Source organism: Stenotrophomonas sp. 610A2, assembly GCF_030549615.1.
In the GTDB taxonomy this organism is placed as follows: domain Bacteria; phylum Pseudomonadota; class Gammaproteobacteria; order Xanthomonadales; family Xanthomonadaceae; genus Stenotrophomonas; species Stenotrophomonas pigmentata.
In genome coordinates, this window is the sequence record NZ_CP130832.1 from 617,449 (window position 1) to 642,472 (window position 25,024).

The 25,024-nt window shown below is 65.0% G+C and carries 25 protein-coding genes; 7 read left to right on the forward strand and 18 right to left on the reverse strand.

What is annotated here, in order from left to right; genetic code table 11:
* Nucleotides 1-227: 227 nt before the first annotated feature.
* Nucleotides 228-683, forward strand: a complete 456-nt coding sequence (locus Q5Z11_RS02705) for a hypothetical protein (protein WP_303748603.1) — start codon at nt 228-230, stop codon at nt 681-683.
* Nucleotides 684-879: 196 nt separating this feature from the next.
* Here Q5Z11_RS02705 and Q5Z11_RS02710 read toward each other — a convergent pair whose 3' ends face one another.
* Nucleotides 880-1,350, reverse strand: a complete 471-nt coding sequence (locus Q5Z11_RS02710; RefSeq protein WP_303748604.1) for a YehS family protein — start codon at nt 1,348-1,350, stop codon at nt 880-882.
* A 182-nt stretch (nt 1,351-1,532) separates the two neighbouring features.
* On the opposite strand from Q5Z11_RS02710, the gene Q5Z11_RS02715 reads away from it, so the two are divergent.
* On the forward strand, nt 1,533-1,856 hold the full coding sequence (locus Q5Z11_RS02715; protein WP_282271453.1) for a DUF6122 family protein: 324 nt from the start codon (nt 1,533-1,535) through the stop codon (nt 1,854-1,856).
* Between the two features lie 97 nt (nt 1,857-1,953).
* Here the strand turns inward: Q5Z11_RS02715 and Q5Z11_RS02720 are convergent, their stop codons facing one another.
* The 3 genes from Q5Z11_RS02720 to Q5Z11_RS02730 all read right to left on the reverse strand — a co-directional run bounded on the left by Q5Z11_RS02720 (nt 1,954) and on the right by Q5Z11_RS02730 (nt 4,254).
* A complete protein-coding gene (locus Q5Z11_RS02720) occupies nt 1,954-2,412 on the reverse strand; it encodes a hypothetical protein (protein WP_303748605.1) in 459 nt (152 codons plus the stop codon).
* A gap of 108 nt (nt 2,413-2,520) precedes the next feature.
* Nucleotides 2,521-3,732 carry an NAD(P)/FAD-dependent oxidoreductase gene (locus tag Q5Z11_RS02725; protein WP_303748606.1) on the reverse strand — a complete coding sequence of 404 codons (1,212 nt, stop codon included), beginning with the start codon at nt 3,730-3,732 and terminating at the stop codon, nt 2,521-2,523.
* 27 nt (nt 3,733-3,759) lie between these two features.
* Entirely contained in the window at nt 3,760-4,254 is a 495-nt protein-coding gene (locus tag Q5Z11_RS02730) for a lipocalin family protein (protein WP_303748607.1), read from the reverse strand.
* Nucleotides 4,255-4,441: 187 nt separating this feature from the next.
* Between Q5Z11_RS02730 and Q5Z11_RS02735 the strand changes: the two genes are divergently transcribed.
* Both Q5Z11_RS02735 and Q5Z11_RS02740 read left to right on the forward strand, forming a co-directional pair.
* Nucleotides 4,442-4,690, forward strand: a complete 249-nt coding sequence (locus Q5Z11_RS02735; protein WP_303748608.1) for a hypothetical protein — start codon at nt 4,442-4,444, stop codon at nt 4,688-4,690.
* 88 nt (nt 4,691-4,778) lie between these two features.
* Nucleotides 4,779-7,199, forward strand: a complete 2,421-nt coding sequence (locus tag Q5Z11_RS02740; protein WP_303748609.1) for a DUF3772 domain-containing protein — start codon at nt 4,779-4,781, stop codon at nt 7,197-7,199.
* Nucleotides 7,200-7,388: 189 nt separating this feature from the next.
* On the opposite strand, the gene Q5Z11_RS02745 is transcribed toward Q5Z11_RS02740, so the two are convergent.
* Both Q5Z11_RS02745 and Q5Z11_RS02750 read right to left on the reverse strand, forming a co-directional pair.
* The gene (locus tag Q5Z11_RS02745) at nt 7,389-9,488 is read right to left on the reverse strand and encodes a phosphoglycerol transferase I (protein ID WP_303748610.1); all 2,100 of its coding nucleotides are present in this window, start codon (nt 9,486-9,488) and stop codon (nt 7,389-7,391) included.
* A gap of 456 nt (nt 9,489-9,944) precedes the next feature.
* Complete coding sequence (locus Q5Z11_RS02750) at nt 9,945-11,639, reverse strand: ABC1 kinase family protein (protein ID WP_303748611.1); 1,695 nt, start codon at nt 11,637-11,639, stop codon at nt 9,945-9,947.
* A gap of 143 nt (nt 11,640-11,782) precedes the next feature.
* Here Q5Z11_RS02750 and Q5Z11_RS02755 point away from each other — a divergent pair, with 143 nt between their 5' ends.
* A complete protein-coding gene (locus Q5Z11_RS02755; protein WP_303748612.1) occupies nt 11,783-12,691 on the forward strand; it encodes a DUF808 domain-containing protein in 909 nt (302 codons plus the stop codon).
* 179 nt (nt 12,692-12,870) lie between these two features.
* Here Q5Z11_RS02755 and Q5Z11_RS02760 read toward each other — a convergent pair whose 3' ends face one another.
* From Q5Z11_RS02760 to Q5Z11_RS02770, 3 genes are all read right to left on the reverse strand, one after another.
* Entirely contained in the window at nt 12,871-13,533 is a 663-nt protein-coding gene (locus Q5Z11_RS02760) for a hypothetical protein (protein WP_303748613.1), read from the reverse strand.
* A 4-nt stretch (nt 13,534-13,537) separates the two neighbouring features.
* Complete coding sequence (locus Q5Z11_RS02765) at nt 13,538-14,071, reverse strand: RNA polymerase sigma factor (RefSeq protein ID WP_303748614.1); 534 nt, start codon at nt 14,069-14,071, stop codon at nt 13,538-13,540.
* 67 nt (nt 14,072-14,138) lie between these two features.
* Nucleotides 14,139-15,680 (reverse strand): GGDEF domain-containing protein, encoded by a 1,542-nt coding sequence (locus Q5Z11_RS02770; RefSeq protein WP_303748615.1) that lies wholly within the window; start codon nt 15,678-15,680, stop codon nt 14,139-14,141.
* 118 nt (nt 15,681-15,798) lie between these two features.
* Between Q5Z11_RS02770 and Q5Z11_RS02775 the strand changes: the two genes are divergently transcribed.
* The gene (locus tag Q5Z11_RS02775) at nt 15,799-16,431 is read left to right on the forward strand and encodes an NAD-dependent epimerase/dehydratase family protein (RefSeq protein WP_303748616.1); all 633 of its coding nucleotides are present in this window, start codon (nt 15,799-15,801) and stop codon (nt 16,429-16,431) included.
* Between the two features lie 118 nt (nt 16,432-16,549).
* On the opposite strand, the gene Q5Z11_RS02780 is transcribed toward Q5Z11_RS02775, so the two are convergent.
* From Q5Z11_RS02780 to pdhA, 9 genes are all read right to left on the reverse strand, one after another.
* Nucleotides 16,550-17,317, reverse strand: coding sequence for an SDR family NAD(P)-dependent oxidoreductase (locus Q5Z11_RS02780; RefSeq protein ID WP_303748617.1), 768 nt, complete (start codon nt 17,315-17,317; stop codon nt 16,550-16,552).
* Between the two features lie 78 nt (nt 17,318-17,395).
* Complete coding sequence (locus Q5Z11_RS02785) at nt 17,396-17,818, reverse strand: hypothetical protein (protein WP_303748618.1); 423 nt, start codon at nt 17,816-17,818, stop codon at nt 17,396-17,398.
* A 69-nt stretch (nt 17,819-17,887) separates the two neighbouring features.
* Nucleotides 17,888-18,274: a VOC family protein gene (locus tag Q5Z11_RS02790; protein WP_303748619.1), complete on the reverse strand. Its 387-nt coding sequence runs from the start codon at nt 18,272-18,274 to the stop codon at nt 17,888-17,890.
* 56 nt (nt 18,275-18,330) lie between these two features.
* Entirely contained in the window at nt 18,331-18,942 is a 612-nt protein-coding gene (locus Q5Z11_RS02795) for a DUF998 domain-containing protein (protein ID WP_303748620.1), read from the reverse strand.
* 26 nt (nt 18,943-18,968) lie between these two features.
* Nucleotides 18,969-19,310 carry a hypothetical protein gene (locus Q5Z11_RS02800; RefSeq protein WP_303748621.1) on the reverse strand — a complete coding sequence of 114 codons (342 nt, stop codon included), beginning with the start codon at nt 19,308-19,310 and terminating at the stop codon, nt 18,969-18,971.
* A gap of 331 nt (nt 19,311-19,641) precedes the next feature.
* The gene (locus tag Q5Z11_RS02805) at nt 19,642-21,018 is read right to left on the reverse strand and encodes a dihydrolipoamide acetyltransferase family protein (protein ID WP_303748622.1); all 1,377 of its coding nucleotides are present in this window, start codon (nt 21,016-21,018) and stop codon (nt 19,642-19,644) included.
* The gene (locus Q5Z11_RS02810) at nt 21,015-21,368 is read right to left on the reverse strand and encodes an SH3 domain-containing protein (RefSeq protein WP_303748623.1); all 354 of its coding nucleotides are present in this window, start codon (nt 21,366-21,368) and stop codon (nt 21,015-21,017) included. Before Q5Z11_RS02810 ends, Q5Z11_RS02805 begins: the two co-directional genes overlap by 4 nt.
* A 1-nt stretch (nt 21,369) precedes the next feature.
* Nucleotides 21,370-22,449, reverse strand: coding sequence for an alpha-ketoacid dehydrogenase subunit beta (locus tag Q5Z11_RS02815; protein WP_303748624.1), 1,080 nt, complete (start codon nt 22,447-22,449; stop codon nt 21,370-21,372).
* On the reverse strand, nt 22,442-23,530 hold the full coding sequence (gene pdhA, locus Q5Z11_RS02820; RefSeq protein ID WP_303748625.1) for a pyruvate dehydrogenase (acetyl-transferring) E1 component subunit alpha: 1,089 nt from the start codon (nt 23,528-23,530) through the stop codon (nt 22,442-22,444). The genes Q5Z11_RS02815 and pdhA overlap by 8 nt, the downstream gene beginning before the upstream one ends.
* A gap of 454 nt (nt 23,531-23,984) precedes the next feature.
* On the opposite strand from pdhA, the gene Q5Z11_RS02825 reads away from it, so the two are divergent.
* Entirely contained in the window at nt 23,985-24,845 is an 861-nt protein-coding gene (locus Q5Z11_RS02825) for a tryptophan 2,3-dioxygenase (protein ID WP_303748626.1), read from the forward strand.
* Nucleotides 24,846-25,024 lie beyond the last annotated feature (179 nt).

The window sequence follows — 25,024 nt, forward strand, 5'->3', positions numbered from 1 at the left end:
AGATCTTGCGCTAGAAGCTTGCCCTCACCTCAACCCCTCTCCCGTAAACGGGAGAGGGGCTAGTGCACTAGCAGCCGACGCGATCCGAGCCCCTCTCCCGCCTGCGGGAGAGGGGTTGGGGTGAGGGGAAGCTTTTAGCAAGCAGCCCCCAAGTTTCCTGTAACACCACTGCAACCAAACTGCAGCAAAGTGCGCCTCAACCGGCATCGGCCGGAAGGACCTTGAGAATGAAGACCCGCCTGCTGCTCGCTGCAATGCTGTTGTCGACAACCCCGTTGGCCTGGAGCCAGCAGCGCGACTACCTGCCGCTGGAGCAGCGCCTGAGCGCCGAACAGCTGCAGCAGGTCGGCCTGAGCGCGCAGCAGCTGCAGCTGCTCAACCGCATGCTCAGCGAAACTGCGCCGGTCACAGCAGTTGCCGCCGCACCCACACCTGCGCCCATGCAGATCGGCCTGGAAGAAGGCCCTGTGCACAGCAGCGTGCAGGGAACGGTGGAAGGTTGGGAGCCGGGCACGGTGTTCGTGCTGGCGAATGGCCAGCAATGGAAGGTGCTGAAGGGCCAGATGCGCCTGCGCACTGCCTTGCAGTCGCCGGAAATCGAAGTGATCCCGGGCATCGCCGGGCGCTGGTTCCTGCAGGTGGACGAAGACCTGCCGAAGGCGCGGGTTTACCGGATTCTGTAAGCGCTGATCGCGCGGAGCGCATCTGGCTTTTGTAACCCTTGTGGGAGCGGCGTAAGCCGCGAAGCCACAGTTGTTTCCGAAGCAGCGGTCAACACCATACCGGCCGAGGAGAATCCCCGGCCGCGCATGCATTGTCAGCTTCGCGGCTTACGCCGCTCCCACAAGGGAGCTGTCGCTCCCACATCTCACAGTCGCCTTACGCCGGCCGTACGCGCTGGGTCAGGCCCTTGAGGAAGTTGCGCAGGGCCTGGTCGCCGCATTCGCGGTAGTTCTTGTGGTCCGGCTGGCGGAACAGTGCCGACAGCTCCGGCTTGGACATCGGGAAGCCAGCCGCCTCGAAGATCGCGTGCATGTCGACATCCTTCAGCTCGAAGGCCACGCGCAGCTTCTTCAACACGATGTTGTTGGTGATGCGCTTTTCCGGCGGACGCTGCGGCTGCGAATCGTCGCGGCCACGGTAGTGGTAGATCAGGCCGTCCAGGAAGCGCGACAGCACCGCGTCCGGGCAGGCTTCAAACAACGGCTCGTCGTCCTTGCGCAGGAAATCGTGCACCTGTGCCGCATCCACTTCAAAGCTGGAATCGGCCAAGTGAATGGTATCCACCACCATGCTGTCGCTGAGGTCGAGCATGTAGCGGATGCTGCGCAGTACGTCGTTGTTGATCATTGCCACTCCGGAACCACCGCGGCGGAACTGCCGGCGGGGGCATAGTGTAACGCCGCACCGGCGGGGCTCCGGCCTACAATCGGGGCTGGTTCAGCAAAGTCCGCGCGTATGCAGGTTCCCGCTGTTGTCCCCGTCAGGCCCGCCAGGGCTGGTTTTGCCGTGTTGCCGCTGGCGGCACGGCGATGAGTTCACGCGCGATCCTGCACCTGTGCCTGCATGTGGCGGTGCCTGCACTGCTGGCCTGGCTGTTCTGGCGGCCGCAGTTCGGCAAGGCCTGGCTGTTGCTGCTGCTGGGCTGGGTGATCGACCTGGATCACCTGTTGGCCGACCCGATCTATGCCCCCAACCGCTGCAGCATCGGCTTCCACCCGCTGCATACCGCGCCGGCCATCGTGCTGTACGCGGGTTTGACCCTGCCCAAGCGGACCCGCCTGTTCGGCATCGGCCTGCTGGTGCATATCGCGCTGGATGCGCTGGATTGCCTGTGGATGCACGCCGGCCGCTAGACGGCGTGGAATCGGCTGCGCAGCTGTTTGGAGAGGCTTGGCAGCCGCTCGGCAAGATCGGAGCGGCTTAGCAGCCGCTCAGCTGGATATGGGCGGCTTACCAGCCGCCCCAGGGGCCAGGGCCAAAACCCGGGCCCGGGCCGTAGCCATAGGGGCCGGGGCCGTCGCTCTTGCTCATATGGATGTTCAGGTTCACCCGACGGCTTTCGCCCTCGTCGGTGTTGTAGTTCTTGCCCAGGTTCAGGTCCACGGCCTGCCAATTGCTGTTGCCGTAGGCCTTGGAATAGCCGATACCGGCGCTGACCGTGCCATGCACCTGCAGCTTGTCGTCCATCACCTCGGCGCCTGGGCTGCTGTCCTTCTTGGCCAGGCCGCGGCCGCTGTGGTCGCCGTAATAGGTGCCCGGTGCGTCGCCCTTGTAGGTGTCGCCCAGATAGCGCACCGGTGCCTGCGGCACGCTCAGGTCCAGGCCGCCGGCAGCGCTGGCGGCATCATCGTGCGCCATGGCAACGGCGGGGGCCAACAACAGGACGGTGATCAGGGATGTGCGGATCATGTTGCAGGCGCTCCGGAACTGGGACCACGCCGTGCTGGCGGGCAACATGGACGCTAACAGAAAACCGTTGAACGATGGCTGTCGATCACCGTTGCTGCGGGGGAACTTTCAAGCCAGGCGCCGGAAGGAGAACAGTTCCGCCAAGCTGTGCCGGCGGCCTTCGATGGCAGCGCGGATCAGGCCGGCACCCAGCATCGAATAGGTGATGCCATTGCCGCCGTACGCCATGGCGAACTGCACGCGCGGCCCCCACTGCCGGTGCGCACCGAAGAACGGCAGGCCGTCTTCGGTCTCGGCAAAGGTGCCTGCCCAGGCGAAGCTCGGCGTAATCGCCAGTTGCGGGAACAGTTTGCCGACCTTCGCAGCCAGCCGCCGTGCCTTGCGATCCACCTGCGCATCGCGGCGCAGCGGCAGGTCGACCGCATCGTCCTCGCCACCGACCAGCAGGCGCTGGTCGGCGGTGGTGCGCAGGTAGAGGTAGGGGCGTGCGGTCTCCCACAGCAGGGTGTCGCGCAGCTGCGCCAGCGCATTTGCCGGCAACGGCTCGGTGACGAAGGCATAGCTGCTGCGGTTGCGCGCCACGCGTTGCCGCAGCCAATGCTGTGCCGCGTAGCCGGCGGCGACCACCAGATGCTTGCACTCGATGCGCAGGCCATCCGCGGTGCGTAGATGCACTCGTTGGGTGCTGGTTTCGACGGCGTTGATGTGGCAGCGGTCATGGATCTTCGCGCCCTGCGCCAGCAACCGCATCAATAGCCGGTAGCTCATCCGGTACGGGTCCATGCTCGCCGCCGGTGTGCTGAGGATCGCGCCGGGCGCGTTGAAACCGAATTCTGCTGCAACGCCCTCGGCGTCCAGCCAGTCCACCGCGAATCCGTGCTGGCTGCGCAGCTCGAACTCCTCCAGCAGCGGCCGCAGGTGACGGCGATGGCTGGCGTAATACAGGCTGCGCGCATTGCGGAAATCGACGTCATCCACCTGCCTGGCAAGCGCCTGCAGTTCATCGATGGCCTGCGCGCAGGCACGGTAGGCCAGCAATGCCGCATCCAGCCCATAACGCTTGGCGAGCTCGCGCAAGGGCGTGTCGATTTCGTATTGCAGCAACGCGGTGCTGGCAGCAGTGGAGCCCCAGCCGATATCACGCTGCTCGATGACCGCGACCTCATGGCCATGCTGTACCAACTCATCGGCGATCAGCGCGGCAGTGATGCCACCGCCGAGCACCACCACCTCGCAGCGCAGGTCCTGCTGCAGCGGCGGAAAGGCATGCATCAGGCCATTCTTGATGGCCCAGAACGGGTAGCCACTCTTCAGGTCCATGCGCGCCTCCGCTCGCCGCTGCAGCTGTCAGCCAGTCGGATGGCCGGTATGTGGCGTGTAGATCAAGGGCTTGGTGTCAAAGCCTTGCTGCTGTGCATAGGCGATGTAATGGTCACGGGTGGTGGCGTCCATCCGTGGCAGGCGTGCCAGCAGCCACAGGTATTTGCGGTCGGGGCTGCCGACCAGCGCAGTGGTATAGGCCGAGTCCAGCTGCATGATCCAGTAGTCGCCTTTGGTGAAGGGAATCCAGCGCAGGCCCTCCGGCAGGAAGCTGACTTCCAGCTTGCTGTTGCTGTCATCGACCGCGGTTGCCTGGCCGATCGATTCTTCCAGGTCGCCGTTGTGCAGGCAGCGGTTCTGCACGCGCACGCTGCCATCGTCGTTGAGCGAGTAGTGGGCACTGACGTCGGTGGCATCCTCGGGCTCATGGCGCATCGGCAGGCGCGCCACTTCGTACCAGGTGCCCAGATAGCGTTGCAGGTCCACGTGCGGAACGGTTGCCAGGGAGGAGTGTTGCGTCATGGTTGACCTCTTCGGCGGTGGCGCGGGCGCGCCGGGGCCACAGCTATAGGCCACTGCCGGTTAAGGGACTGTGCCTGCTGGGTTGATTTGCCATTCACTGAATCGCTGCCATCGGTGGCAACGCTTTTTCGCGCCGGACAAATCGGGCTGCGCTAGGCTGGCGGCATCCGAAAAACAGGAGTTCTCCATGTTTGTCGTGATCCTGCTCAAGGGGCAGAACCGCTATGCGCGCGAGCGCTGGGAGCAGCTGCCGGAGGTGGTCGAGTACGAGGGGCAGGGTTTCTGCCTGCGTGTAGGCCCACGCCAACCGCAGCCAACCACGCAGGTGTGGGAGCCGGTGGCGATCTACGCGCCGCACGAGTTGACCGAGGACGAGTTCATGGAGATCTATGAGCTCAACCGCCACCACATCGTCGAGCTGGCACTGGAATACTGAAGATCGGGCACGGTTTTGCAGGATGTGAACGCGCTCTGACATATAGTTCCCGGCAGGCGCGGTGGTCCGCGCGATCCGGTGCCCCGTCTTGCTTGCCCAACGTTTTTCGCATCCGCTGCGTGCACTGCTGTTTGTTCTCCTGGTTGGCCTGGCTACCAGCAGTGCGGCCTGGGCCGCGCCAGATGGAGCGGCGGCCGACATCAGTCCGCAGACCCGTATCGAACAGGCCTCGCGCACGGTTGCGGCGGTCAAGCGCGCAGTCAACGATGCCGACGCACCGGAAACACTGAAAACCCTGGCTGAGCGTGCCAGCCAGGCGCAGCGTGAGGCCGAGGCCAGCGTCGCCGCGCTGCAGCCGGAGCTGACCCAGCTCGACGCCCGCATCGAACAGCTGGGGCCGGCACCCGAAGGCGGCGAAGACGCCGGCATTGCCCGCCAGCGCAAGCTGCTGGACCAGCAGCGCAGCCAGGTCGATGCCGACATCAAGCGCGGCAAGCTGCTGGCCGAGGAGGCCAAGCAGGCCAACGAAGCCATCGAGAAGATGCGCGCCCAGCAGTTCGGCGAGCAGATGGGGCGCAAGGTGGCCTCGCCGTTGTCGCCGGCACTGTGGCGGGAATTCGGTGAGCATGTGCCGGATGATCTTGCGCGGTTCCAATCGCTGTACCGGCAGGCCCACGATGCCCTGCTGAAGGCGGCCGGCAAGCAGGGCTGGGGCATGCCGCTGCTGGGCGCCTCGCTGGCCTTGCTGATGCTGTTCCCGCTGCGCATCTGGCTGCGCCACCTTGGGCGCCGCTATGCCGCTTCCGAACGTGCCCCGGACGGACGCCTGCGTCGTACCGGTCTTGCGGTGTGGCTGCTGTTGGTCGGCACCTTGCTGCCCGGGCTGGCGGCGACGGTACTGGTGGCCAGCCTGCGGGCAATCGATGCCATCGCACCGCGGCTGGAATCGGTGGCCGACATGTTCGTTGTCGCCACCTTCGTGGCGGCCTTCATTGGTGCGGTGGCAGCCAGCCTGCTGGTGCCGTCGCGGCCCACCTGGCGCCTGCTGGACATCGATGATGTCGCTGCCGCCCGCCTGCGACGCTTTGCCTGGGGTGCGGCCAGCCTGACCTGGCTGACCATGCTGCTGCGCGACGTCAATCGCGCGGCGCGGACCTCGGCGGTGGGTACGGTGACCTTGGATGGCCTGATCGCACTGACCTACGTGGTGTTGATCATGAGCATGCTGGCGACCTTGGCTGGCCTGCATCGACGCCGTGCGGCAGCGGCCGCACAGGCCGAAGCGGAGAACACCAGCAGCGGCCGCTCGCCGCGGGCGCCACGCAGTGGCTGGCTGATCGTGGCGCGCCTGGGTGGCTACCTGAGCATCTTCGCCGCGCTGGTGGCGACCTTGCTGGGCTACCTCAACTTCGCCATGTTCACTGCCCAGCAGATGGTCTGGGGCACGGTGATCGTGCTGGCGACCACCTTGCTGACGCGTTTCGCCGATGATTTCGCGTTGTGGCTGCTGGCGCCGGAAAGTGCTGCCGGGCGCATGTTGCGGCTGTCGACGGGCTTGTCTGCCAGTCGCCTGGAACAGGCCGGTGTATTGCTGTCGGCCACCTCACGGCTTGCGCTGGTGATGCTGGGCATCACCGCCTTTGTTGCACCGTTCGGCAACGTCAGCGCCCTGTACGGCTGGCTGGAGCGTCTGTCGGCCGGCATCAAGATCGGCGGCAACCTGCTGACGCCGGGCTCGATCATCAGCGCGGTGCTGGTGCTGGTACTCGGCCTTGCGCTGATGCGGGTGGTGCAGCGTTGGCTGGTGGATACCTATCTGCCCAAGACCGAACTGGATATCGGCGCACGCAATTCCATCAGCACCGTTGCCCACTATCTGGGCATCGTGCTGGCTGCTTTGTGGGCCTTGGCAGCGTTGGGTATTGGCTTTGAAAAGGTGGCCTTGCTGGCCAGCGCGCTGTCGGTTGGTATCGGTTTTGGTCTGCAGGCGATCACCCAGAACTTCGTTTCCGGCCTGATCCTGCTGGCCGAGCGCCCGGTGAAAATTGGTGACTGGATCAAGATCGGCGACCAGGAAGGCGACATCCGCCGCATCTCGGTGCGTTCCACCGAGATCCAGGTGGGCGATCGTTCCACGCTGATCGTGCCGAACTCGGAACTGATCACCAAGACCATCCGCAACATGACCATGGCCAATGCGCTGGGGCGCATCCAGGTGCAGTTCTCGGTGCCGCTGGGCACCGACATGGGCAAGTTGCGGGCATTGCTGCTGGGGATCTATGCCGCCAACGAAACGGTGCTGATCGATCCGGCGCCGTCGTTCTTCATTGATTCGATCAGTGGCGGCCAGGTGGCGGTGAACAGCTTCGCCTATGTGTCCTCGTCGCGGAGCGTTTACGGCACCCGCAGCGAGGTATTGTTCGCCCTGTTGGAACAGACAGCCGCCGCTGGCATCGCCCTGTCCACCCCGACCGACATCCACCTGGTACGCGATCCCCCGCAAACCTAGGTAGTGCCGAGCCATGCTCGGCAGGGGGAGGTCCGCATGTAGTGCCGAGCCATGCTCGGCAGGGGCTTTCCCGGTGATTTGTAGGAGGGCGCAAGCAGCGAAGCTGATGGTCCGCCAGATTGCGGCTGCAATAGCGACTGCAGCATTGCCAGCTTCGCGGCTGACACCGTTCCTGCAAAAGCAGCAGCGTTACGACCTCGGATGCTCGCTGGTCGGCACCAGCGCATAGTCGTCCACGGCCAACTGCTCGGCATGATTCAACCAGGCGCGGATCTCCAGGTCGTCGATCTCCTGGTCCACGCCCAGCGGCATGCGGATGCGGCCATCGGCATCGGGCTGCACCCATTGCTGGGCCACCACCACGTTGCGCTTGGACGCCACTGCTTCCACCCAGAAGCCACGCTCGGGGCGCTGCGCCGCATACAGCTCCAGCACGTATTGGCCGGGACTGGTGTGGCGCGGTTGGCGGCTGATCATGCGTGACTGACGCACGCTTGGGCGCGGCCCGCTGAACGCCTGCAGCGGCGCATCCACGGCGATGCCTCGGCGCAGCTGCGCATCGCGGTACAGGCGCATGCCCTGGTCACTGTCCAGCAGCAGCGCGCACCACTGGCCGTCGGCCGAGCCATCTTCAAACGCAGTGCAGCGGTCGACATAGGCCAGGCGATGCTGCGGATCGGCTTCCTCGAACTTGCGCGAGGTATTTTCCAGGTACACCGATTTCAGGTCCCACTGCTGGTCGTATTCCAGCAGCACCGGCGGCTGCACCTTCTGCACGCCGACCAGCACCTGATCCTCGTCCAGTCTGAGCATGCGGGTCTGTTCGCCCAGCCACAGTGAACGTGCGAACGCGCTATAGCGTGCGTACGTCCTTGTATCACCGCTGGTAGCCGCGACGCTGGCACTGGCCGCAGGGGCAGGCTTCAACAGTGAGCGGCCAAAGCCGATTGCATCGATCGCCGGATCCAGCAGCTGCAGCGCGGTAGCGCCCGAGTCCAGCGTGGTGCCCGCCTGGGCAACAATCTGCTGCGGTTGCAGCTTGTTGCCCAGGAACAGCAGCAGGTTCTCGCGCTTCTGCTTTTCCAGCACATGGCTCAGGTCATTGGGCATGGCCAGGTGATCGGAGGCCACCACCACCAGCGTGTTGTCGGCGAACTCGCTGCTGCGGATGCGATCCACAAGGCGCGAGATCAGCCGATCACTGCATTTGAGTGCATTGAGCAGGCCGATATTGCCGTGCACGCTGCGATAGCGCGTGTTCTTGCAGGCCACCGGCAGATGCCCGGCCGGATGATGGGTGTCCATGGTCAAGGCGGTCAGCATGAACGGCTGGCCGCTCGCTGACAGCTCGAGGAAACGTTCGTAGGCGCGCTCCAGCAGCACGTCATCGTGCACGCCCCAATTGGAAAAATGGCGTTTGGCGATGTTCTGCTGCTGGAACCATTCCAGATCGCGCACGTCGTCAAAACCGTGCGAGTTGAGGAAGTCGGCCTTGGCCGCGAACTGCCCGTTGGCTCCGCCCATGTAGTGGTTGCTATAGCCCTGCTGCTTCAGGTAATCACCAAGGCAGAAGGCTTCAGGCAAGAAGCGGCCCATCCGCCCCATGCTGTTCTCATCGCCTTGCGCGGTGGTCAGCGGCACGCCGCACATCGACGACACCAGGCCGGCGATGGTCCAGCCACTGCCGTCGGCGGAGGCGATGTTGCGGAAATCCAGGCCTTCACCAGCAAGCCGGGTGAGGTTGGGCATAAGGCCGGGGAATACGCTCTGGTCAAAATACGTACGTTCCAGGCTCTCGCCGTAGATCCAGACGATGTTGGGCCGCTGCGCCAATGGCTTGGATGGCAGCTGGTACTCGCCAGCCACCGCGCTGTAGTCCACCGGCTGCATCTGCAGGTAGATGCGCTTGCCGTCGGCGTACAAGGGACTGAGCATCAGCGTGGACAGCAGCAGCGCCGCGAACCCTGCGAATACCGGCAGACCATGGCGTGGCAGTTGCAGGCGGCGCATGCGCAGCAGCAACAACGGTGTCAGCGATAGCAGGACCAGGCCGATGAAGCCGATGATGTAGGCGCTGAAGTCACCAACACCGGCGCCTTCCATGTCGCTGCGCAGGTGGTAGAGCGTGGCGGAATTGATGCCATCGCCGCTGAGTTTATCGATCAACCACCAACTGCTCAGTGCCAGCAACAGCAGCGATAACAGACCTGCCTTCAACCGGGCCAGGGTGGGTGACAACATCAACAATACGAACAGTGCTGCCAGAGACAGCCAGATGATCCAATGCATGCGGTCACGTGGGTAGCGGAGACAGGGTCAACGGCTGCGGCCGTCGGCGCTTTGCAGGCACGCTGTATGGGCGATGCGGCGAAGCATCTGGATCTTGCCTGCCGTAACCTGACTGAAATGTTTGGACAGCGCTGTCGTATTCATCATCAGCGGATTGCGGCGTTTTGCGCGTGAGACAGGGTGAGAGAGTGTGCTTTTCAGGCTGATTTATTGATGTTCGCGCCTACTGGCGTCAGTGCGTTGAAGCGACATCACGTAGCCCGGGTAAGCGCAGCGCACCCGGGATGGCAACGATAGAAGCAATGCAGCTTGCGCGTGGCTGTGCTGCTCCAGCTGTGCGCGCACCTGCAATGAGGCTTGCAAGGTTCGTCGGCGGTGCTGTCATCGCGTGGATGCACGCCACGCGTGGTCCCGGGTGCGCTGCGCTTACCCGGGCTACAGTTGTTGCGTTCTGGCTTAGCGGTGGCCGCGCTCTTCGCGTGCCCGCGCTCTGGTGCGGCGATCGAACAGTAGTGAGCTGACAATCAGGCCCAGGCCGATGAACACACCGAGCAGGAACAGCAGCATCGCGAAGGCCGGGTAACCAAGCAGCGTCCAGCGTGTTGGTACCCGCATCAGCAGGGTGGAGGACAGCAGCAATGCAGCGGTGATCAAGCCCGCCGCGATGCGGTTGGCGACTTTCTGGATGTTCTCCATCAAGCGCGATTCATCCAGGCCGGTCACCTTCATCTGCAGCCTGTTCTCGGCTACCAGACTGAGGATGTCGGACATGCGTCGTGGCCCGTTGCGCAGCAGCTGCTGCACTTCCATCGCCTCGCTGGCCAGGTTGGCGGCCGACAGCGACTTGCGGAAGTGCGCGCGCATCACATGCTGCAGCTGTTTCTCGACCACACGCCGGGTCTTCATCTCGGGGGCGAGGAAACGACAGACGCCTTCCAGATTGAGCAGGGCCTTGCCGAGCAGGCTCAGTTCCGGTGGCGTGCGCAGATTGCTGGCAGTGGCGATCCGCACGATCTCCAGCACCACGTGGCCTTCGGACAAGGTGCCGTTGGCGGCGTAGCGCGCAATCATCTGCCCGGTCTCACGCAGGTAGCGCTCTTCGTCGTAGTCCTCAAGCCGGGTGCTGATGCTGATGATTTCATCGGCCACTTCCTCGCCGCGTCCGTCCACTGCGGCAAACAGCACTTTCAGCAGGCGCTGGCGCAGCCGTGGCGGCACATGCGCGACCATGCCCAGGTCGAAGATCGCCAGCTGGCCCTCCGGCGTCACCCGCAGATTGCCCGGGTGCGGGTCGGCGTGAATCTCGCCATGTACGAAGATCTGGTCCAGGTAGCCACGCACAAGTGCGGCGGCCAACGGCACCATCGACTGCTCGGTGCGGCGGACCTGCGGGATGGCATCCACGCGCACGCCATGCACCAGTTCCATGGTCAATACCCGGCGGCCACATAGATCCCAGACCGGCTGTGGCACCCACAGCTCCGGGTACGGCGCCAGATGCTGGCCGAAGCGCGCCAGGTTGGCGGCCTCGGCTTCATAGTCCAGCTCCATGCGCAGGGTCTTGGCGAACTCGCCCAGCCAGTCGGAGAAGCGCACCTTGCGACCAACCCGGGTGAGGTGGTCGGCGGCGGTGGCGAAGCTGCGCAGCACGCCGATGTCCGAACGCAGCTGGGCAGCGATATCGGGTTTCTGCACCTTGATGGCGACCTGCCGCCCGTCATGCAGCTCGGCCTGGTGGACCTGGGCGATGGAGGCGCAACCCAGCGGTTCCGGGTCGAACCAGGCAAACAGCTTGCTGACCGGTACACCGAGGTCGTCCTCGATCACCGCGCGGATCTGCTCGACCGGGATCGGCGCAACCTGTTCCTGCATGCGCTCAAGCGCGGCCACGTATTCGGGCGGAATCATGTCCGGGCGGGTCGACAGCACCTGCCCGAGCTTGACGAAGGTGGTGCCCAGCGCCTCCAGGTCGGCGACGAACTGGGTGGGATTGCCGGCGGCCGGTGGCCGGCCCAGGCGCGGGATTTCGCCATCCAGCGAGATCCCGGAGAACACCCCCGAATTACGGTAGCGCAGCAGCAGCCGCACGATCTGCTGGCGTCGGCTGTTGCCGCCGACGGTGGTCGGGGCATCGCTGCTGGTCGGTTCCATCAAGCGGGTATCTCCGTGGTGGCACGGGTGCAGTGTGGCCGCAGCCGGGTTGCAGGTGGGTGAATGCGTGGGCGGATATCCCGATGACGCCACGAATGAGTGAGAATCCCTCTTCCCCCTGTCCCACGACCTGACGGTGACCCATGGCTGGAGCCAGCCTGTTTGCCCTGCTCGACGATATTGCTGCATTGCTGGATGACGTCTCCATCCTCACCAAGGTTGCCGCCAAGAAGACCGCTGGCGTGCTCGGCGACGATCTGGCGCTGAATGCCCAGCAGGTGACCGGCGTCAGCGCCAACCGGGAGTTGCCGGTGGTGTGGGCGGTGGCCAAGGGCTCACTGGTCAACAAGGCGATCCTGGTGCCGGCGGCGCTGGCGATCAGCGCATGGCTGCCGTGGGCGATCACCCCGCTGATGATGATCGGCGGTGCCTTCCTCTGCTACGAAGGGGTGGAGAAGCTGGCGCACAAGTTCCTGCATTCCAAGGATGAGGACGACGCGCACAAGGCCGAGCGCTTGAAGGCCATGGCTGATGAAAAGGTGGATCTGGTTGCGTTCGAGAAGGACAAGATCAAGGGCGCGGTGCGTACCGATTTCATCCTGTCGGCGGAGATCATCGTGCTGTCGCTGGGGGTGGTTTCGAACCAGCCGTTCGCACAGCAGGTGGCGACCCTGATCGTGATCGCGCTGGGCATGACGGTGTTCGTCTACGGACTGGTTGCCGGCATCGTCAAGCTCGACGATATCGGCGCCTGGTTGCTGGACAAGGGCCGCGCGCTGGCAGCGCTTGGCCGTGGCCTGCTGTATGCCACACCGTGGTTGATGCGCGGCCTGTCGATTGCCGGCACCGCGGCGATGTTCCTGGTGGGTGGCGGCATCCTGGTGCACGCGATCCCGGCCCTGCATCACTTCATCGTCGGCCTGGCGCCGGCCAATCTGGAATGGCTGGCCAATGCGGTGGGCAGCGTGGTGGTAGGCGTGATCATTGGTGCAGTGGTACTGACCGTGGTGACCTTGTTCCAGCGTATGCGTGGGGCGAAAGCCGCGCATTGAGTTGATTTTGTGGGAGCGGCGTAAGCCGCGAAGCCGATAGACCAACCGTTGTGGGAGCGGCGTGAGCCGCGAAGCAGATGATGTCACCGGCACCAATTGAGTGCTGGCATGACAGTAATCTGCTGGATTGCCAGCTTCGCGGCTGACGCCGCTCCTACAAAACAGCAACGCGGCTGCAGTTACTGCAGGCCTTGCTGCAACTCCTGCAGCTGCCGCTGGGCACGGGCCAGCGATTGCCCGGACAGGCTGTCCAGCAGTCGCTGCCATCGATGATTGGTTGGCACGCGCCGCATCGCCCAACGTGCCGCTGCGACGCTGACCAGCATCAGCACCACGCCGAATCCCAGGGTGCCGAGGAACCACGCCGGCGCCATCGCGTACAGGTCCAGTCCCAGCCACTGCACGCACAGGCATTGCAGCACCAGCAGCCATAGGCAGAACCACGGCAGGCCCAGGCCAAGTTCGCTGAGCGCGGTGAAGCGGCGCAGCTTCGCCAGGCGTTGCTGCTGGATCAACACCGGCGCCGAGGCCATGTCCACATGCACGGCAAGCAGGGCGCGGGTAACCGATACCCAGATCGCGGCGATGCCGTAGACATGCAGGGCCAGCCCGCTCAGCAGCAGCTGCGGCAGCTGACGGTGCTCGATCCAGAAGCCGGCGGCCAACACGGTGACCGCGATCCACACCAGCAACCAGCCCAGCTGCAGGCCGCTGAACCAGCGCAGGCGGCGGCGCACGCCGGCCTGGCGTGGCTGCTGCCATGCCTGCAGGGCCAGCACTTCCAGTTGGTCGATACGTTGCGCCTGCTGTGCCCAGGCGGCTTTTAGTTGGTCGAGTTCCATGCGGTCAGCCTCGTGTGTCGGTGGGGTCGAACTGGCTGCGCAGTTGCTGGCGCAGTCGGTGCAGGCGGGTGGCGGCATTGCTGGCGCTGATGCCCAGTACATCGCCGATCTCGCGGTGGCTGCAGTCGTCCATGTGCAGCAACAGCAGGGCACGGTCCAGCGCTGGCAGGCGGTGGATCAAGGCATTGAGCTGGGCCAGGCTGGCGGTGTCCTCGGCGTTGTCGGCAACACTGGCCAGGTCATCGTCCAGCGCGCTATCGCTGTGGTATTGCCGTCGCAGTTCGCGGCCACGCAGTTGCGAGATGGCGATGTTCAAGGCGATGCGGTACAGCCAGGTGCTGAAGCGCGCACGCTGCGGATCGAAGTCAGGGAAGGCACGCCAGGCCTGGGTGCTGATTTCCTGGATCAGGTCGCGGCGGTCTTCAAGGTGCGCGCAATAACCACGCGCAACCTTGAGCACGATGCCCTGGTGCTGGGCCAGCAGCAGGGCAAAGCGTTGTTGCAGATCGGCGATGGGGGCGGTCGCAGTGATGTCCATGCCAAGGTGATTCGCACCAGCGCAGGAAATATCACAGCCGCGGGCGGAATTCCGCTCGGGCGATGGCTCAGTTGGCCGGCAGGACCTGGTTGCGGCCTACCCGCTTGGCTGCATACAAGGCCTGGTCGGCCCGTTGCAGGAGAGCCTGCAGGGCTTCGCCGGGCTGGGCCTGGGCGACGCCGGCGCTGAAACGCACCTGCACGCGCTGGTCGCCATGCAGGAATGGCCGCTGCGCCATCTGCTGCTGCAGCTGTTGCAGGGTTTCCAGCGCGGCGGCGCGGTTGAGGCCGGGCAGCACCAGCACGAACTCGTCGCCACCGAGGCGGGCGATGCAGTCGCGCCCGCGCAGGCGTTGCTGGATCACCGCCACCAGATGGCGCAGGGCCTGGTCGCCGCCGGCATGGCCGTGCTGGGCATTGGTCTGGCCGAAGTGGTCCAGGTCGAGCATGGCCAGGCTGAGCGGCGTGCCGTGGTCGGCCAGCAACTCGCCCAGCTGCTGCTCGAGCCCGCGCCGGTTCAGGGCGCCGGTCAGCGGATCGGTACGCAGCTGGCTGCCGGCTTCTTCCAGCTCGCGTTCGAGTTGCTGCACGCGCTGCTCGGCGGCCTTGGCCTCGGCACGGGCATTGGCCAGATGGTCACGTGCACGTGCGGCCTGTTCCTGTACCCGTGCGGTGTCCTGCAGCACGTCCTGCAGCAGTTGGGTCAGGTCGGAGATGCTGCGGGTCTGGCGTACGGCAATGGCATAACTGGCAATGCGGTCGTGGTATTCGCCGGTTTCGGTGACCATACCGTCCACCTGCGTCACGAAGTCCACCATCAGGTCTTTCATCGCCTGCTTGGACTGGTCGATGCCATCACGCAGCAGGCCTTGGCGGTAGATCACCTCGCGCAGGTCGTTGCGGGTCTGCTCCAGCGAGTTCGCATCCAGCGGCCCGGCCAGCAACTGCCGGATCGAGCGGATCTGGCCCTGCAGCCAGCTGTCGCCATCGAGCAGTTCGGAGATGTTTTCCAGCAGCATGTCGAACAGGTTGAGCAGCAGGTCGCGCTGTTCCTGCAGGCTGCTGCTGCGCACGCCGACCTGGTGGCAGAGCTCACGCAGATGTATGGCCACCGGCTGCAGCGGCTGGCCGCTGCGCCAGCTGCGCAGTTCCTCACCCATGCGCTGGGCCTGCTGTTCCAGTTCCGGTGACTGCTGCATCAGGCTGGCCAGCACCGCGCCCAAGGTGTCGCGCAACATGTCGCGCAGCTGCTCGGCCTGGCTGTTGCTGGTGGTGGAGGCTTCCAGTTCAACCGTGCGGATGTATTTGTCGATCAACTGCCGCAGCAGGCGCCCGTAGCGCTCCCAGTCCTTCTCGGCGTGGGCGCTGTGCAGGCGCTGGCCCATGTCGCCAAGCTCGCCGGGCAGGGTGCACATGCCCTGGGCGAAGGCCGCCAACACCGGTTCCGGCGCGTTGGCACCGATGAACAGGCGCTGCAGCATGGCCATGCCGCCGCCCCCGCTGGCCACGACCTCGCCCGCCGCAGTCGCTTGCGGCGCGCTGCGCCGGGCGAGGATGCGGCCCAGGCCGCCCCTGCGGGAGGTAGAGGAGTCGTCGGGGCTGTCGGCCATTGCGCAGGGATCCGGGCGGGTTGTGGCTGCGCCTGTGCGCAACCGGAGGTGGTGTCCAAGCCCCATTATCGGCAAGGTAGCAGCCGGCTTGAATGGCAGCCGCTCACAGGAGGACATCATGCGGGTATTGCTGGCTGGCGCGACCGGGCTCGTCGGGGCGCAGGTACTGCAGCGGTTGCTGGCCGACCCGCGTTGCAGCGGGGTGATCGCACCCACCCGCCGCGCGCTGCCGCTGACCGACGCCAAACTGTTCAATCCGGTGCTGGATTTCGCCGCGCTGGCGACCGTGGCACAGGGCTGGCAGGTGGACGCGGTGATCTGCGCGTTGGGTTCGACGATGAAGCAGGCCGGCTCGCGCGAGGCCTTCCAGCAGATCGACCATGGCTATCCCCTGGCGATCGCGCAGGCGGCACGGGGCAACGGTTGCGAGGTATTCGCGTTGAATTCGGCGGCCGGCGCCAATCCGCGCTCGTTGGTGTTCTACAGCCGGGTCAAGGGCGCCTTGGAGCAGGATCTGCGCGCGCTGGGGTTTGCTTCGTTGACGCTGGTTCGCCCGGGATTGATCGGCGGCGAGCGCGCCGAACGTCGCACCGGCGAGCATCTGGCCAGCGTGGTGCTGGGCGCGCTGGCGCCGGTATTGCCGCGCGCGTGGCGGATCAATCCGGCCCCGCGGATTGCCGACGCCCTGGTGGAGGCGGCATTGAATCCACAGCCTGGCGTTCGGGTGGTTGGGGCGGCGGATTTGGTGTGAGCCTTGGTTGAGCTTGGTTGGGTTGTGGGAGCGGCGTAAGCCGCGAAGCTGGCGATCTGTAAGTGCACCGGCTTCGCGGCTTACGCCGCTCCTACAAACAGCGGCTCCCACAACGTTGTTACGCTGGCAACGACTGCCCGCCATCCACCGCCAGTACCTGGCCGGTGATCCAGCGCGCTGCAGGCGAGCACAGGAATACCGCGGTATTGGCCACATCCTCGACATTGCCGAAACCACCGAACGGGATCTTGTTGCGGATCTGCTCGTACAGCTCGGGTGCGTTGCTGCGCCGCTGCTCCCACAGCCCGCCGGGGAATTCGATCGAGCCCGGTGCCAGTGCGTTGACCCGGATGCGCTCGCGCGCCAGTTCGGTGGCCAGACTGGTGGTGTAGTAGTTCAACGCTGCCTTGGCGGCGGAATAGGCGGCCGCGCGCGGCGTCGGCACCGAGGCATTGATCGAGCTGATGTTGAGGATGGCCGGCAAGGTGCTCAGGCGCAGATGGGGCAGGGCGGCACGGTTGGCGCGCACCGCGGCCATCAGGTCGATATCGAAACCGGCCTGCCAGCTGGCATCGTCATTGCCGTTGCCATAGCCGGACGCATTGTTGACGAGGATATCGATACCGCCCAGCTCGGCGGCAGCAGCGTCGATCCAGGCCTGGATCTGCGCCGGATCGGCGAGATCGCATTGCTGTGTGTGCGCGGTAGCCGCGCCGTCGCGAAGCAGTACATCGGCAGCCTGCTGCAGCGTGGGCGCGCCACGTGCGCAGATGCTGAGCTTCGTGCCTTCGCGGGCAAAGCCCTGGGCGATGGCCAAGCCAATGCCCCGGCTGCCACCGGCAACCAGGACACGTGCCCCGTGTAGAGAAGCAGAGGATGGATTCATTGCTGCGGTTCCGGTGGGCGGAGACCGCGCATTATCGCTGCGTCTTGGCTTACGGGCGAAGAACGCGGTGTTCCGTCATCACGGCAGGCCAGGCACGTTCAAGGTCGCGAACAGGTTGTTCTGCGCCTTCTTGGCCATCGAACGCGGCAGTTTCGCGATGAAGGTATCGCCGGTGAGCGCCATGTCACCGCGGAGGATGAAGCCGTTGATCTGCGTATAGCTCTTGACGGTGTACTTGTTTCCATCCTTGGTGACTTCCATGTACATCGGTGAAGTCAGGATGTTGTTGCCCTTGCGATAGACGCGTGTGCCATCGATGTCGCGGACTAGGCGATAGCCATGTTCGTTTGCCCAGGCATCGACCTTGGCCAGCACGTCCTCATCGGAACTGAAGGTGGTGAGGTCATGCGGCGTACCGCTGTTCTTCGCAATCAGCGCCAGGATGTTGATGGCAGCCAAGCCACCCAGACCGCCCACGACCATTCCGGTGATCAAACCCATGCTGTTCACTCCTTGATTTGGACCGGCATTCCAACACATCGCAACGCAGGCTGTCGTGAAAAAAATGTATCAATCCCAGGTATTGGGCGTTGCGCCACGTTCTGGATGGTGCATCTGCACGATGCAGAAGCGATGGCCGGTGGGTGCTTCCATCACCCACCAGCGTTTGATCCTGGCAATGCGACGTGCGCCCAATGCTTCAAGCCGGTCGGCTTCTGCATCGATATCGTCGGACTCGATATCCAGATGCACGCGTGAAGCGTGATCGACGCGCTGCACTTCCACATGCAGGTCAGCGGGTGCACCCAATAGCTCGGCGTACTGCGCGCCATCGTTCTCGGTATGGCCGGGCTTGGCGGTCAAGCCCAGAGCGGGCGCCCAGAACGCGGCGGCGGCATCGCTGTCGGTGCCTTGGCAATCAATGATGAAACCTGCAAGACGGCTGCGGTGGCTCATGCGGATGCTCCGGTGGCAGAGGAGCGCAGCGTACACCCGCTATCCGTGGTTGCGTGTTATCGCGCTGTCGGCACAGCTGTTGAAATACTCAGTCGCCATGCAGTGATGCATAGCGCGCTGTATACACTCCATTCGGCCAGACGTTGCAGCAGCCCGCGCAAGGGTTGCAGTGGTTCCAGTCCCATCAATACGAACAGCAGCAACCAGAGCCCTGCCAGCGCGATCCACAACACGCGCGTAGCTGGGCGCAATGTCGGCGCGGTTGCCAACAACACCAGACCGAGTGCTGTGCCCAGATAGGTGAACACGCCGAGCAGGGTGTGCAGAGACTGCGACAGGCTGCCGCCGATCGGGCAGCCGAGATCGCAAGGTGCCAGCGCGGAACCTATCCACGCCAGCGGCTCGAACATCAGCAGCCAATAGCCGAAGTGACTGGCACCGCTTACTGGAGCTAACCGTGCGAACGCGAACAGCAGCAATGCGGCCAGTACGCCGACCGGAATGAAGCCGAACAGGCTGATCGCCTGCGCATGTGCGCTGCCGGTCGCGCCGAGTTCACTGATGTATTGCGACAGCGGCGAATAGCCAGGCTTGAGCGCGGCACCACCGAGCAGCATCAGCAGGTACATCGCCACGAACAGCAGGATCAGGCAGCGCTGGTAACGCATCGTTGGCCCTTCGATGCGTGCGCTGCTCAGCGTACGCGATTGGACAGGAACAGCTCGACCTTGCCGCAACCCGGGCAGGCGTGCAGATCGAACTCCTCGCGGTTGACGAACAGCTCACCGAGATCGCCGAGCAGGAAGGGCATTGCCTGCGAGCCTTCGTGGAAGCGCTTGCGGCCGATGAATTCCATGCGCATGCCGGGGCAGCGCGGGCAGTCGATCAGGCGCGGTGGTTGGGTCCAGTTGCGGCCGTCATCGGGCTGATAGTCGCGCGGCGGCGGTGCGCCATCGGCGTGGGTGCCGCATTTCCAGCATTGATCGAAGTTGTCTTCGTTTACTTCCTTGCAGTTGCTGCAGGTCCAGGTGCCCATGATGGTTTTGGTGGCGGTGTGGGATTGAGCAATCGTAGCGCTGGAATCGTGGGTTGGCGTTACAGGTGGGTGATGTTTTTTTGTGCGGTGAGGTTTGGTGAAAGATCAAAGGCAGGAGCTGCCCTCACCCCAACCCCTCTCCCGCACGCGGGAGAGGGGCTAGGATCGCGGCGGCTCGTAGTGCACTGAGCCCCTCTCCCGCCTGCGGGAGAGGGGTTGGGGTGAGGGGAAGCTTCTAACAAGCAGGCCCAAAGCAAAGTTCGAAGCAAAAAAGAGCCAAAAAAAGGCCCGCATCGCTGCGGGCCCCAAAATCACACAGCCAACAAATCTGTCAGTTGACCTTGGCCAGATCATCGATCAGCACGCGCAGGAAGCGCGCGGCTTCGCCGCCGGTGCAGGCGCGGTGATCGAAGGTGACCGACAAGGGAATGACCTTGTGGGTCTCAATGCCGCCCATCACCGGGGTGACCTGGAAGCGGGCACGGCCTGCGGCGACGATGGCCACGCACGGCGGCACCACCACCGGGGTGGCGTAACGGCCTGCGAACATGCCGAAGTTGGACAGGCTGATGGTGTAGCCGCTCAGCTCCGACGGGGCGATCGAGCGGTCTTCGACCTGCTGGCGCAGACGGTTGATGCCTTCGCGCACGCCGCGTGCATCCAGCATGTCGGCATTGCGCAGGGCCGGTACGAACAGGCCATCGTCGGTGTCCACGGCAATGCCGATGTCGACCTGGGCATGCAGGGTACGGGTGAGGTTGTCACCGTCGAACCAGGCATTCATTGCCGGCACGGCCTGGCAGGCGCTGACGATGGCGCGGACCAGACGCGAGGTCATGTCGTTGCCCGGCGCCCAGGCGTGGATGTCGGCGTCGTCGCTGAGCGTGGTCGGCACGACCTTGCTGTGCGCATCGGCCATCACCCGCGCCATGTTGCGACGCACGCCCTTCAGTGGTTCCGGCTGGCCCTTGGCGACCACGCCCGGAGGGGCGGTACGCATCGGCTTGCCGGCGGCGGACAGCGGGGTGCGGGCACTTGAGCCCCTCTCCCCCTGGGAGAGGGGTTGGGGTGAGGGTACGGCGGCTGCAGTAGCGATCGAACCCCCGGCCACTGTCCCGGTGGGAGAGGGGAGCAACGCTGACGGGTTTGCCGCCGCCTGCTTCACATCATTCATCGTCACCGCGCCTTCGGCGCCGGTGGCACGGACGCGGGCCAGGTCGACGCCGAGCTTGCGTGCCATCGCACGCACGGCCGGTACCGCCTTGACGCCACCGACGGCCACGGCCTGTTCGGTGTGCACGGCGTTGGAGCTGACCATCGCGCCAACCACGGTGCCTTCGTCTGCACGTTCGGCGGCAGCGGCAGCCACCGGTGCCGGTGCTGCAACAGGTGCGGGCGCGGCTTCGGCCGGGGCGCCGTGGTGATGGCCGGTGTCCTGGCCATCGGCACGCTGCGGCAGGTTCGGGTCGAGCTCGAAGCTGGCCAGTACGTGCCCGGTCACCACGATGTCACCGGCGGGGCCTGCCAGCTTCAGCACCTTGCCGGAGAACGGCGAGGGCACTTCGACCACGGCCTTGGCGGTTTCCATCGCCACCAGCGGTTCGTCGAGCTTGATCACGTCGCCTTCCTTGACGAACCACTCAACGATGGTGGCGTCCGGCAGGCCTTCGCCCAGGTCGGGCAGGTTGAAATTCTTGGTCTGGCTCATGTGAGTTTCTCTTCCAGCAATTCGAGTTCGCGTGCCGGCAGCCAGCCCTGCGCGCCATCGGCGCGCTCGGACCACCACCAGCCACCATGTTCGTGATGCAGCCGTACCTGCTCGCCGCGGTCCACGTCCAGCTCGCGTGCGCTGTAATCACGCAGCGCTTCGGCGCGGCCATCGTCGAGCACCTGCAACCAGGCCACCGGCGCCCAGCCGGCGCCACCTTCGCTGGTTTTCACCCAGGCGAAGGCCGGCCATTCTTCGTCGCGGACACCGAGCTCGACGATCTGCCCGGTACGGAACTGCAGGGGGTTACGGTATTGGCTGCGGTAGCTGCCAATCAAGCGTGCCAGCATGTCAGCCCACCGCCACCGCGCGCTTGGCGGCGGTCACGATCCGCTCCACGCTTGGCAGGTACTTCATCTCCAGGCGGAACAGCGGGATGTGGGTGTCATAGCCGGCGACGCGCTCGACCGGTGCCAGCAGGTCGTACATCGACTCCTCGGCCAGGCGTGCGGCGATCTCGGCACCGAAACCAGCGGTCTTCGGCGCTTCCTGCACGATCACGCAGCGGCCGGTCTTGGCCACCGACTCGGCGATGGTGGCGAAGTCCAGCGGGCGCAGCGTGGCCACGTCGATGACTTCGGCGCTGATGCCTTCGCCGGCCAGCTTGTCGGCTGCTTCCAGTGCTTCCTTGACCTGTGCACCCCAGGTGACCAGGGTCACGTCGGTGCCGTCACGCAGCACGAAGCACACGTCCAGCGGCAGTGCCTCGCCGTCGTTGACGACCACTTCCTTGTACTGGCGGTAGATGCGCTTGGGCTCCATGTAGATCACCGGATCCGGCTCGCGGATCGCGGCCAGCAGCAGGCCGTAGGCACGCTGCGGGCTGGACGGCAGCACCACGCGCATGCCCGGCACATTGGTGAAGATGGCTTCGTTGGCTTCGCTGTGGTGTTCCGGCGCGCGGATGCCACCGCCCCACGGCACGCGCAGCACCATCGGGCAATGCAGGCGGCCACGGGTACGGTTGCGCAGGCGTGCGGCGTGGCAGATCAGGTGATCGACCATCGGATAGACGAAGCCGTCGAACTGGGCTTCGGCCACCGGCTTCATGCCCTGTGCGGCCAGGCCGACGGTCAGGCCGGCAATGGTGGTTTCATCCAGCGGGGTATCGAGCACGCGCTCAGGGCCGAACTGCTGCTGCAGGCCGGCAGTGGCGCGGAACACGCCGCCGTTGACGCCCACGTCTTCGCCCAGCACCAGCACCGAGGGGTCGTGTTCCATTTCCCAGGCCAGCGCCTGGGTGACGGCTTCGATGAGGGTGATCGGGGTGGCTGTCATCGGGGTGTCTCCGCTGTTGCTCGCCGCGCTGTGCGCGACGCCGTGATCGTGGCTGGCCGAGGTGACGGCAGCATTGCGCTTGATGTCATCCATGGCGCTGCTCCAGGGCGATGGCGGCAGCTCGCTGCGCCAGCAGGTCCGGCGGCGGATCGGCATACAGATAGTCGAACATCGCCTCGACCGGCTGCACCGGGCAGTTGAGGTAGGCGTTGACCTCCTCGTCGACGCGGGTGCCGCATTCGGCGATCCAGTTCTTTTCTTCTTCTTCGCTCCACACACCCTGCGCGGTGAGGTACTTGCGCAGGCGGATCAGCGGCTCCTTCAACCAGGCCGACTTCACCTCGGCGTCGTCGCGGTAGCGGCGGGCGTCGTCGGCAGTGGTGTGGTCGGACAGGCGGTAGGTGAGCAGTTCCAGCACCGTGCCACCTTCGCCGGCCAGGGCGCGCTCGCGCGCCTGTTCCATCGCGGCCAACACGGCGATCAGGTCATTGCCGTCCACCTGCAGGCAGAACAGGCCGCCAGCCAGGCCCTTCTGGGCCAGGGTTTCGGCGCCGGTCTGGGCCGAGCGGGGCACCGAGATGGCCCAGCCGTTGTTCACCACGCACAGGATCAGCGGCAGCTTGTAGGCGCCGGCCGAGTTCACCGCGGCGTAGAAGTCGGTCTTGGAGCTGCCGCCGTCGCCGCAGACGCTGACCGCGACCTGCGGCATGTTGCGCAGCTTGAACGACAGCGCCGAACCGGCCGCGTGCAGGCACTGGGTCGAGATCGGCACGCAGATGGGGAAATCGCGGACCGCATCGCTTTGGCGGTCGTAGTCGCTGCCGCGCTCGTCGCCGCCCCAGTACATCAGGACGTCACGCGGGCGCACGCCGCGCATGAACATGGCGCCGTACTCGCGGTAGCTGGGGGCGAACACGTCACCGCTCTTCATGGCCGCGCCGATGCCGACATGGGCCGCTTCATGGCCCAGGCAGGAGGCAAAGGTGCCGAGCTTGCCGGTGCGCTGCAGCGCCACGGCCTTGGTGTCGAACACCCGCGTGGCCAGCATCTGCTTGAACATCGGCAGCAGCGAGCGTGGGTCACGCAGCGAGGCGGGGAGGTCGTCACGTACCAGGTTGCCGTCGGCATCCAGGTACTGCAGGTAATTGATTTGGAACTGGGCGGAAACCGTCATTGCAGCAACACCTTGGACAGATGGTTTCAAATGATAGGAATTACGCATGGTAAGGACTCAGTCCGAAAAAGCCGTCCTGCGCCGCAACAAGATTGACCGGACACAGGGCGATTTTGTTCCGCAGGGCGCGACTCGGGTGAGCAATTCCAACGTATTCAGTCTGAAGCAACAGGAACGGCACATTGTCGCGCCGCTGGGCTTTGCGCGTGTTTCGATTCCGTTTGCGCGGGAGCCAGAGCCAGCGCACCCCTCCACGCCCCCTCCCCTTGCCTGCGGCAAAGGGAGGGGTGTAGTGCCGACCCATGGTCGGCAGGGGCTCGACCAGGAACGGCCCATGTAGTGCCGACCCATGGTCGGCAGAGGCATTACCGGTAAACCCCTGCCGACCATGGGTCGGCACTACAGGAGGTGCAACCCTGCGTTACCCTTGCCGCCCCATCCGATGGCCAGGCCGATGACCGTAGAAAAGAACCAGCGTGAGCTCGAAGCCGGTATCCATACCGACCTGCAGGGCAGGCTCACCTACGGCGGCTACCTGCGCCTGGATCAGCTGTTGGCGGCCCAGCAGCCGCTGTCCAACCCGCCGCACCACGACGAAATGCTGTTCATCATCCAGCACCAGACCTCGGAGCTGTGGCTCAAGCTGCTGGCCCATGAACTGCGCGCGGCGCGCGGCCACATGCAGCGCGACGAGGTCTGGCAGTGCCGCAAGGTGCTGGCCCGGGCCAAGCAGGTGCTGCGCCTGCTGACCGAACAGTGGGCGGTGCTGGAGACCCTGACGCCCTCCGAGTACATGGGCTTCCGCGACGTGCTGGGCCCGTCCTCGGGCTTCCAGTCGCTGCAGTACCGCTATATCGAATTCCTGCTCGGCAACAAGAATGCCGACATGCTCAACGTGTTCGCCCACGACCCGGAAGGGCAGGCGCAGCTGCGTGAGGTGCTGGAAGCGCCCAGCCTGTACGAGGAATTCCTGGCCTACCTGGCGCGCTTCGGCCATGCCATCCCGGCGGCCTACGAAGGCCACGACTGGACCCAGTCGCATATCAGCGACCCGGCCTTGCGCCAGGTATTCGAGAACATCTACCAGGACACCGACCGCTACTGGCGTGAGTACTCGCTGTGCGAGGACCTGGTGGACCTGGAAACCCAGTTCCAGCTGTGGCGCTTCCGCCACATGCGCACGGTGATGCGGGTGATCGGCTTCAAGCGCGGCACGGGCGGTTCCAGCGGCGTGGGCTTCCTGCGGCAGGCACTGGAGCTGACCTTCTTCCCCGAGCTGTTCGAAGTGCGTACCACCATCCGCGGCGATGCCTGAGCCCTTGCTGTGGTTGAAAGTTCAACCTATTCAGAAACTTGCATTGCATCATGGGCCGGTCTCAAAGGGGCCGGCCCCGGCATGGCGCAGCGGTTGGTTGCAGCAGTATGTATTTGACGTGAAGCCGATGCTTCTGTGATCCTCGCCCGTCGCGCCGGTTCCGGCCGACTTGCTTGCAT

Coding starts and splice junctions, on each gene's coding strand:
- Q5Z11_RS02705 (WP_303748603.1), top strand. CDS start 228: ATGAAGACCCGCCTGCTGCTCGCTGCAATGCTGTTGTCGACAACCCCG.
- Q5Z11_RS02710 (WP_303748604.1), bottom strand. CDS start 1,350: ATGATCAACAACGACGTACTGCGCAGCATCCGCTACATGCTCGACCTC.
- Q5Z11_RS02715 (WP_282271453.1), top strand. CDS start 1,533: ATGAGTTCACGCGCGATCCTGCACCTGTGCCTGCATGTGGCGGTGCCT.
- Q5Z11_RS02720 (WP_303748605.1), bottom strand. CDS start 2,412: ATGATCCGCACATCCCTGATCACCGTCCTGTTGTTGGCCCCCGCCGTT.
- Q5Z11_RS02725 (WP_303748606.1), bottom strand. CDS start 3,732: ATGGACCTGAAGAGTGGCTACCCGTTCTGGGCCATCAAGAATGGCCTG.
- Q5Z11_RS02730 (WP_303748607.1), bottom strand. CDS start 4,254: ATGACGCAACACTCCTCCCTGGCAACCGTTCCGCACGTGGACCTGCAA.
- Q5Z11_RS02735 (WP_303748608.1), top strand. CDS start 4,442: ATGTTTGTCGTGATCCTGCTCAAGGGGCAGAACCGCTATGCGCGCGAG.
- Q5Z11_RS02745 (WP_303748610.1), bottom strand. CDS start 9,488: ATGCATTGGATCATCTGGCTGTCTCTGGCAGCACTGTTCGTATTGTTG.
- Q5Z11_RS02750 (WP_303748611.1), bottom strand. CDS start 11,639: ATGGAACCGACCAGCAGCGATGCCCCGACCACCGTCGGCGGCAACAGC.
- Q5Z11_RS02755 (WP_303748612.1), top strand. CDS start 11,783: ATGGCTGGAGCCAGCCTGTTTGCCCTGCTCGACGATATTGCTGCATTG.
- Q5Z11_RS02760 (WP_303748613.1), bottom strand. CDS start 13,533: ATGGAACTCGACCAACTAAAAGCCGCCTGGGCACAGCAGGCGCAACGT.
- Q5Z11_RS02765 (WP_303748614.1), bottom strand. CDS start 14,071: ATGGACATCACTGCGACCGCCCCCATCGCCGATCTGCAACAACGCTTT.
- Q5Z11_RS02770 (WP_303748615.1), bottom strand. CDS start 15,680: ATGGCCGACAGCCCCGACGACTCCTCTACCTCCCGCAGGGGCGGCCTG.
- Q5Z11_RS02775 (WP_303748616.1), top strand. CDS start 15,799: ATGCGGGTATTGCTGGCTGGCGCGACCGGGCTCGTCGGGGCGCAGGTA.
- Q5Z11_RS02780 (WP_303748617.1), bottom strand. CDS start 17,317: ATGAATCCATCCTCTGCTTCTCTACACGGGGCACGTGTCCTGGTTGCC.
- Q5Z11_RS02785 (WP_303748618.1), bottom strand. CDS start 17,818: ATGGGTTTGATCACCGGAATGGTCGTGGGCGGTCTGGGTGGCTTGGCT.
- Q5Z11_RS02790 (WP_303748619.1), bottom strand. CDS start 18,274: ATGAGCCACCGCAGCCGTCTTGCAGGTTTCATCATTGATTGCCAAGGC.
- Q5Z11_RS02795 (WP_303748620.1), bottom strand. CDS start 18,942: ATGCGTTACCAGCGCTGCCTGATCCTGCTGTTCGTGGCGATGTACCTG.
- Q5Z11_RS02800 (WP_303748621.1), bottom strand. CDS start 19,310: ATGGGCACCTGGACCTGCAGCAACTGCAAGGAAGTAAACGAAGACAAC.
- Q5Z11_RS02805 (WP_303748622.1), bottom strand. CDS start 21,018: ATGAGCCAGACCAAGAATTTCAACCTGCCCGACCTGGGCGAAGGCCTG.
- Q5Z11_RS02810 (WP_303748623.1), bottom strand. CDS start 21,368: ATGCTGGCACGCTTGATTGGCAGCTACCGCAGCCAATACCGTAACCCC.
- Q5Z11_RS02815 (WP_303748624.1), bottom strand. CDS start 22,449: ATGGATGACATCAAGCGCAATGCTGCCGTCACCTCGGCCAGCCACGAT.
- pdhA (WP_303748625.1), bottom strand. CDS start 23,530: ATGACGGTTTCCGCCCAGTTCCAAATCAATTACCTGCAGTACCTGGAT.
- Q5Z11_RS02825 (WP_303748626.1), top strand. CDS start 23,985: ATGACCGTAGAAAAGAACCAGCGTGAGCTCGAAGCCGGTATCCATACC.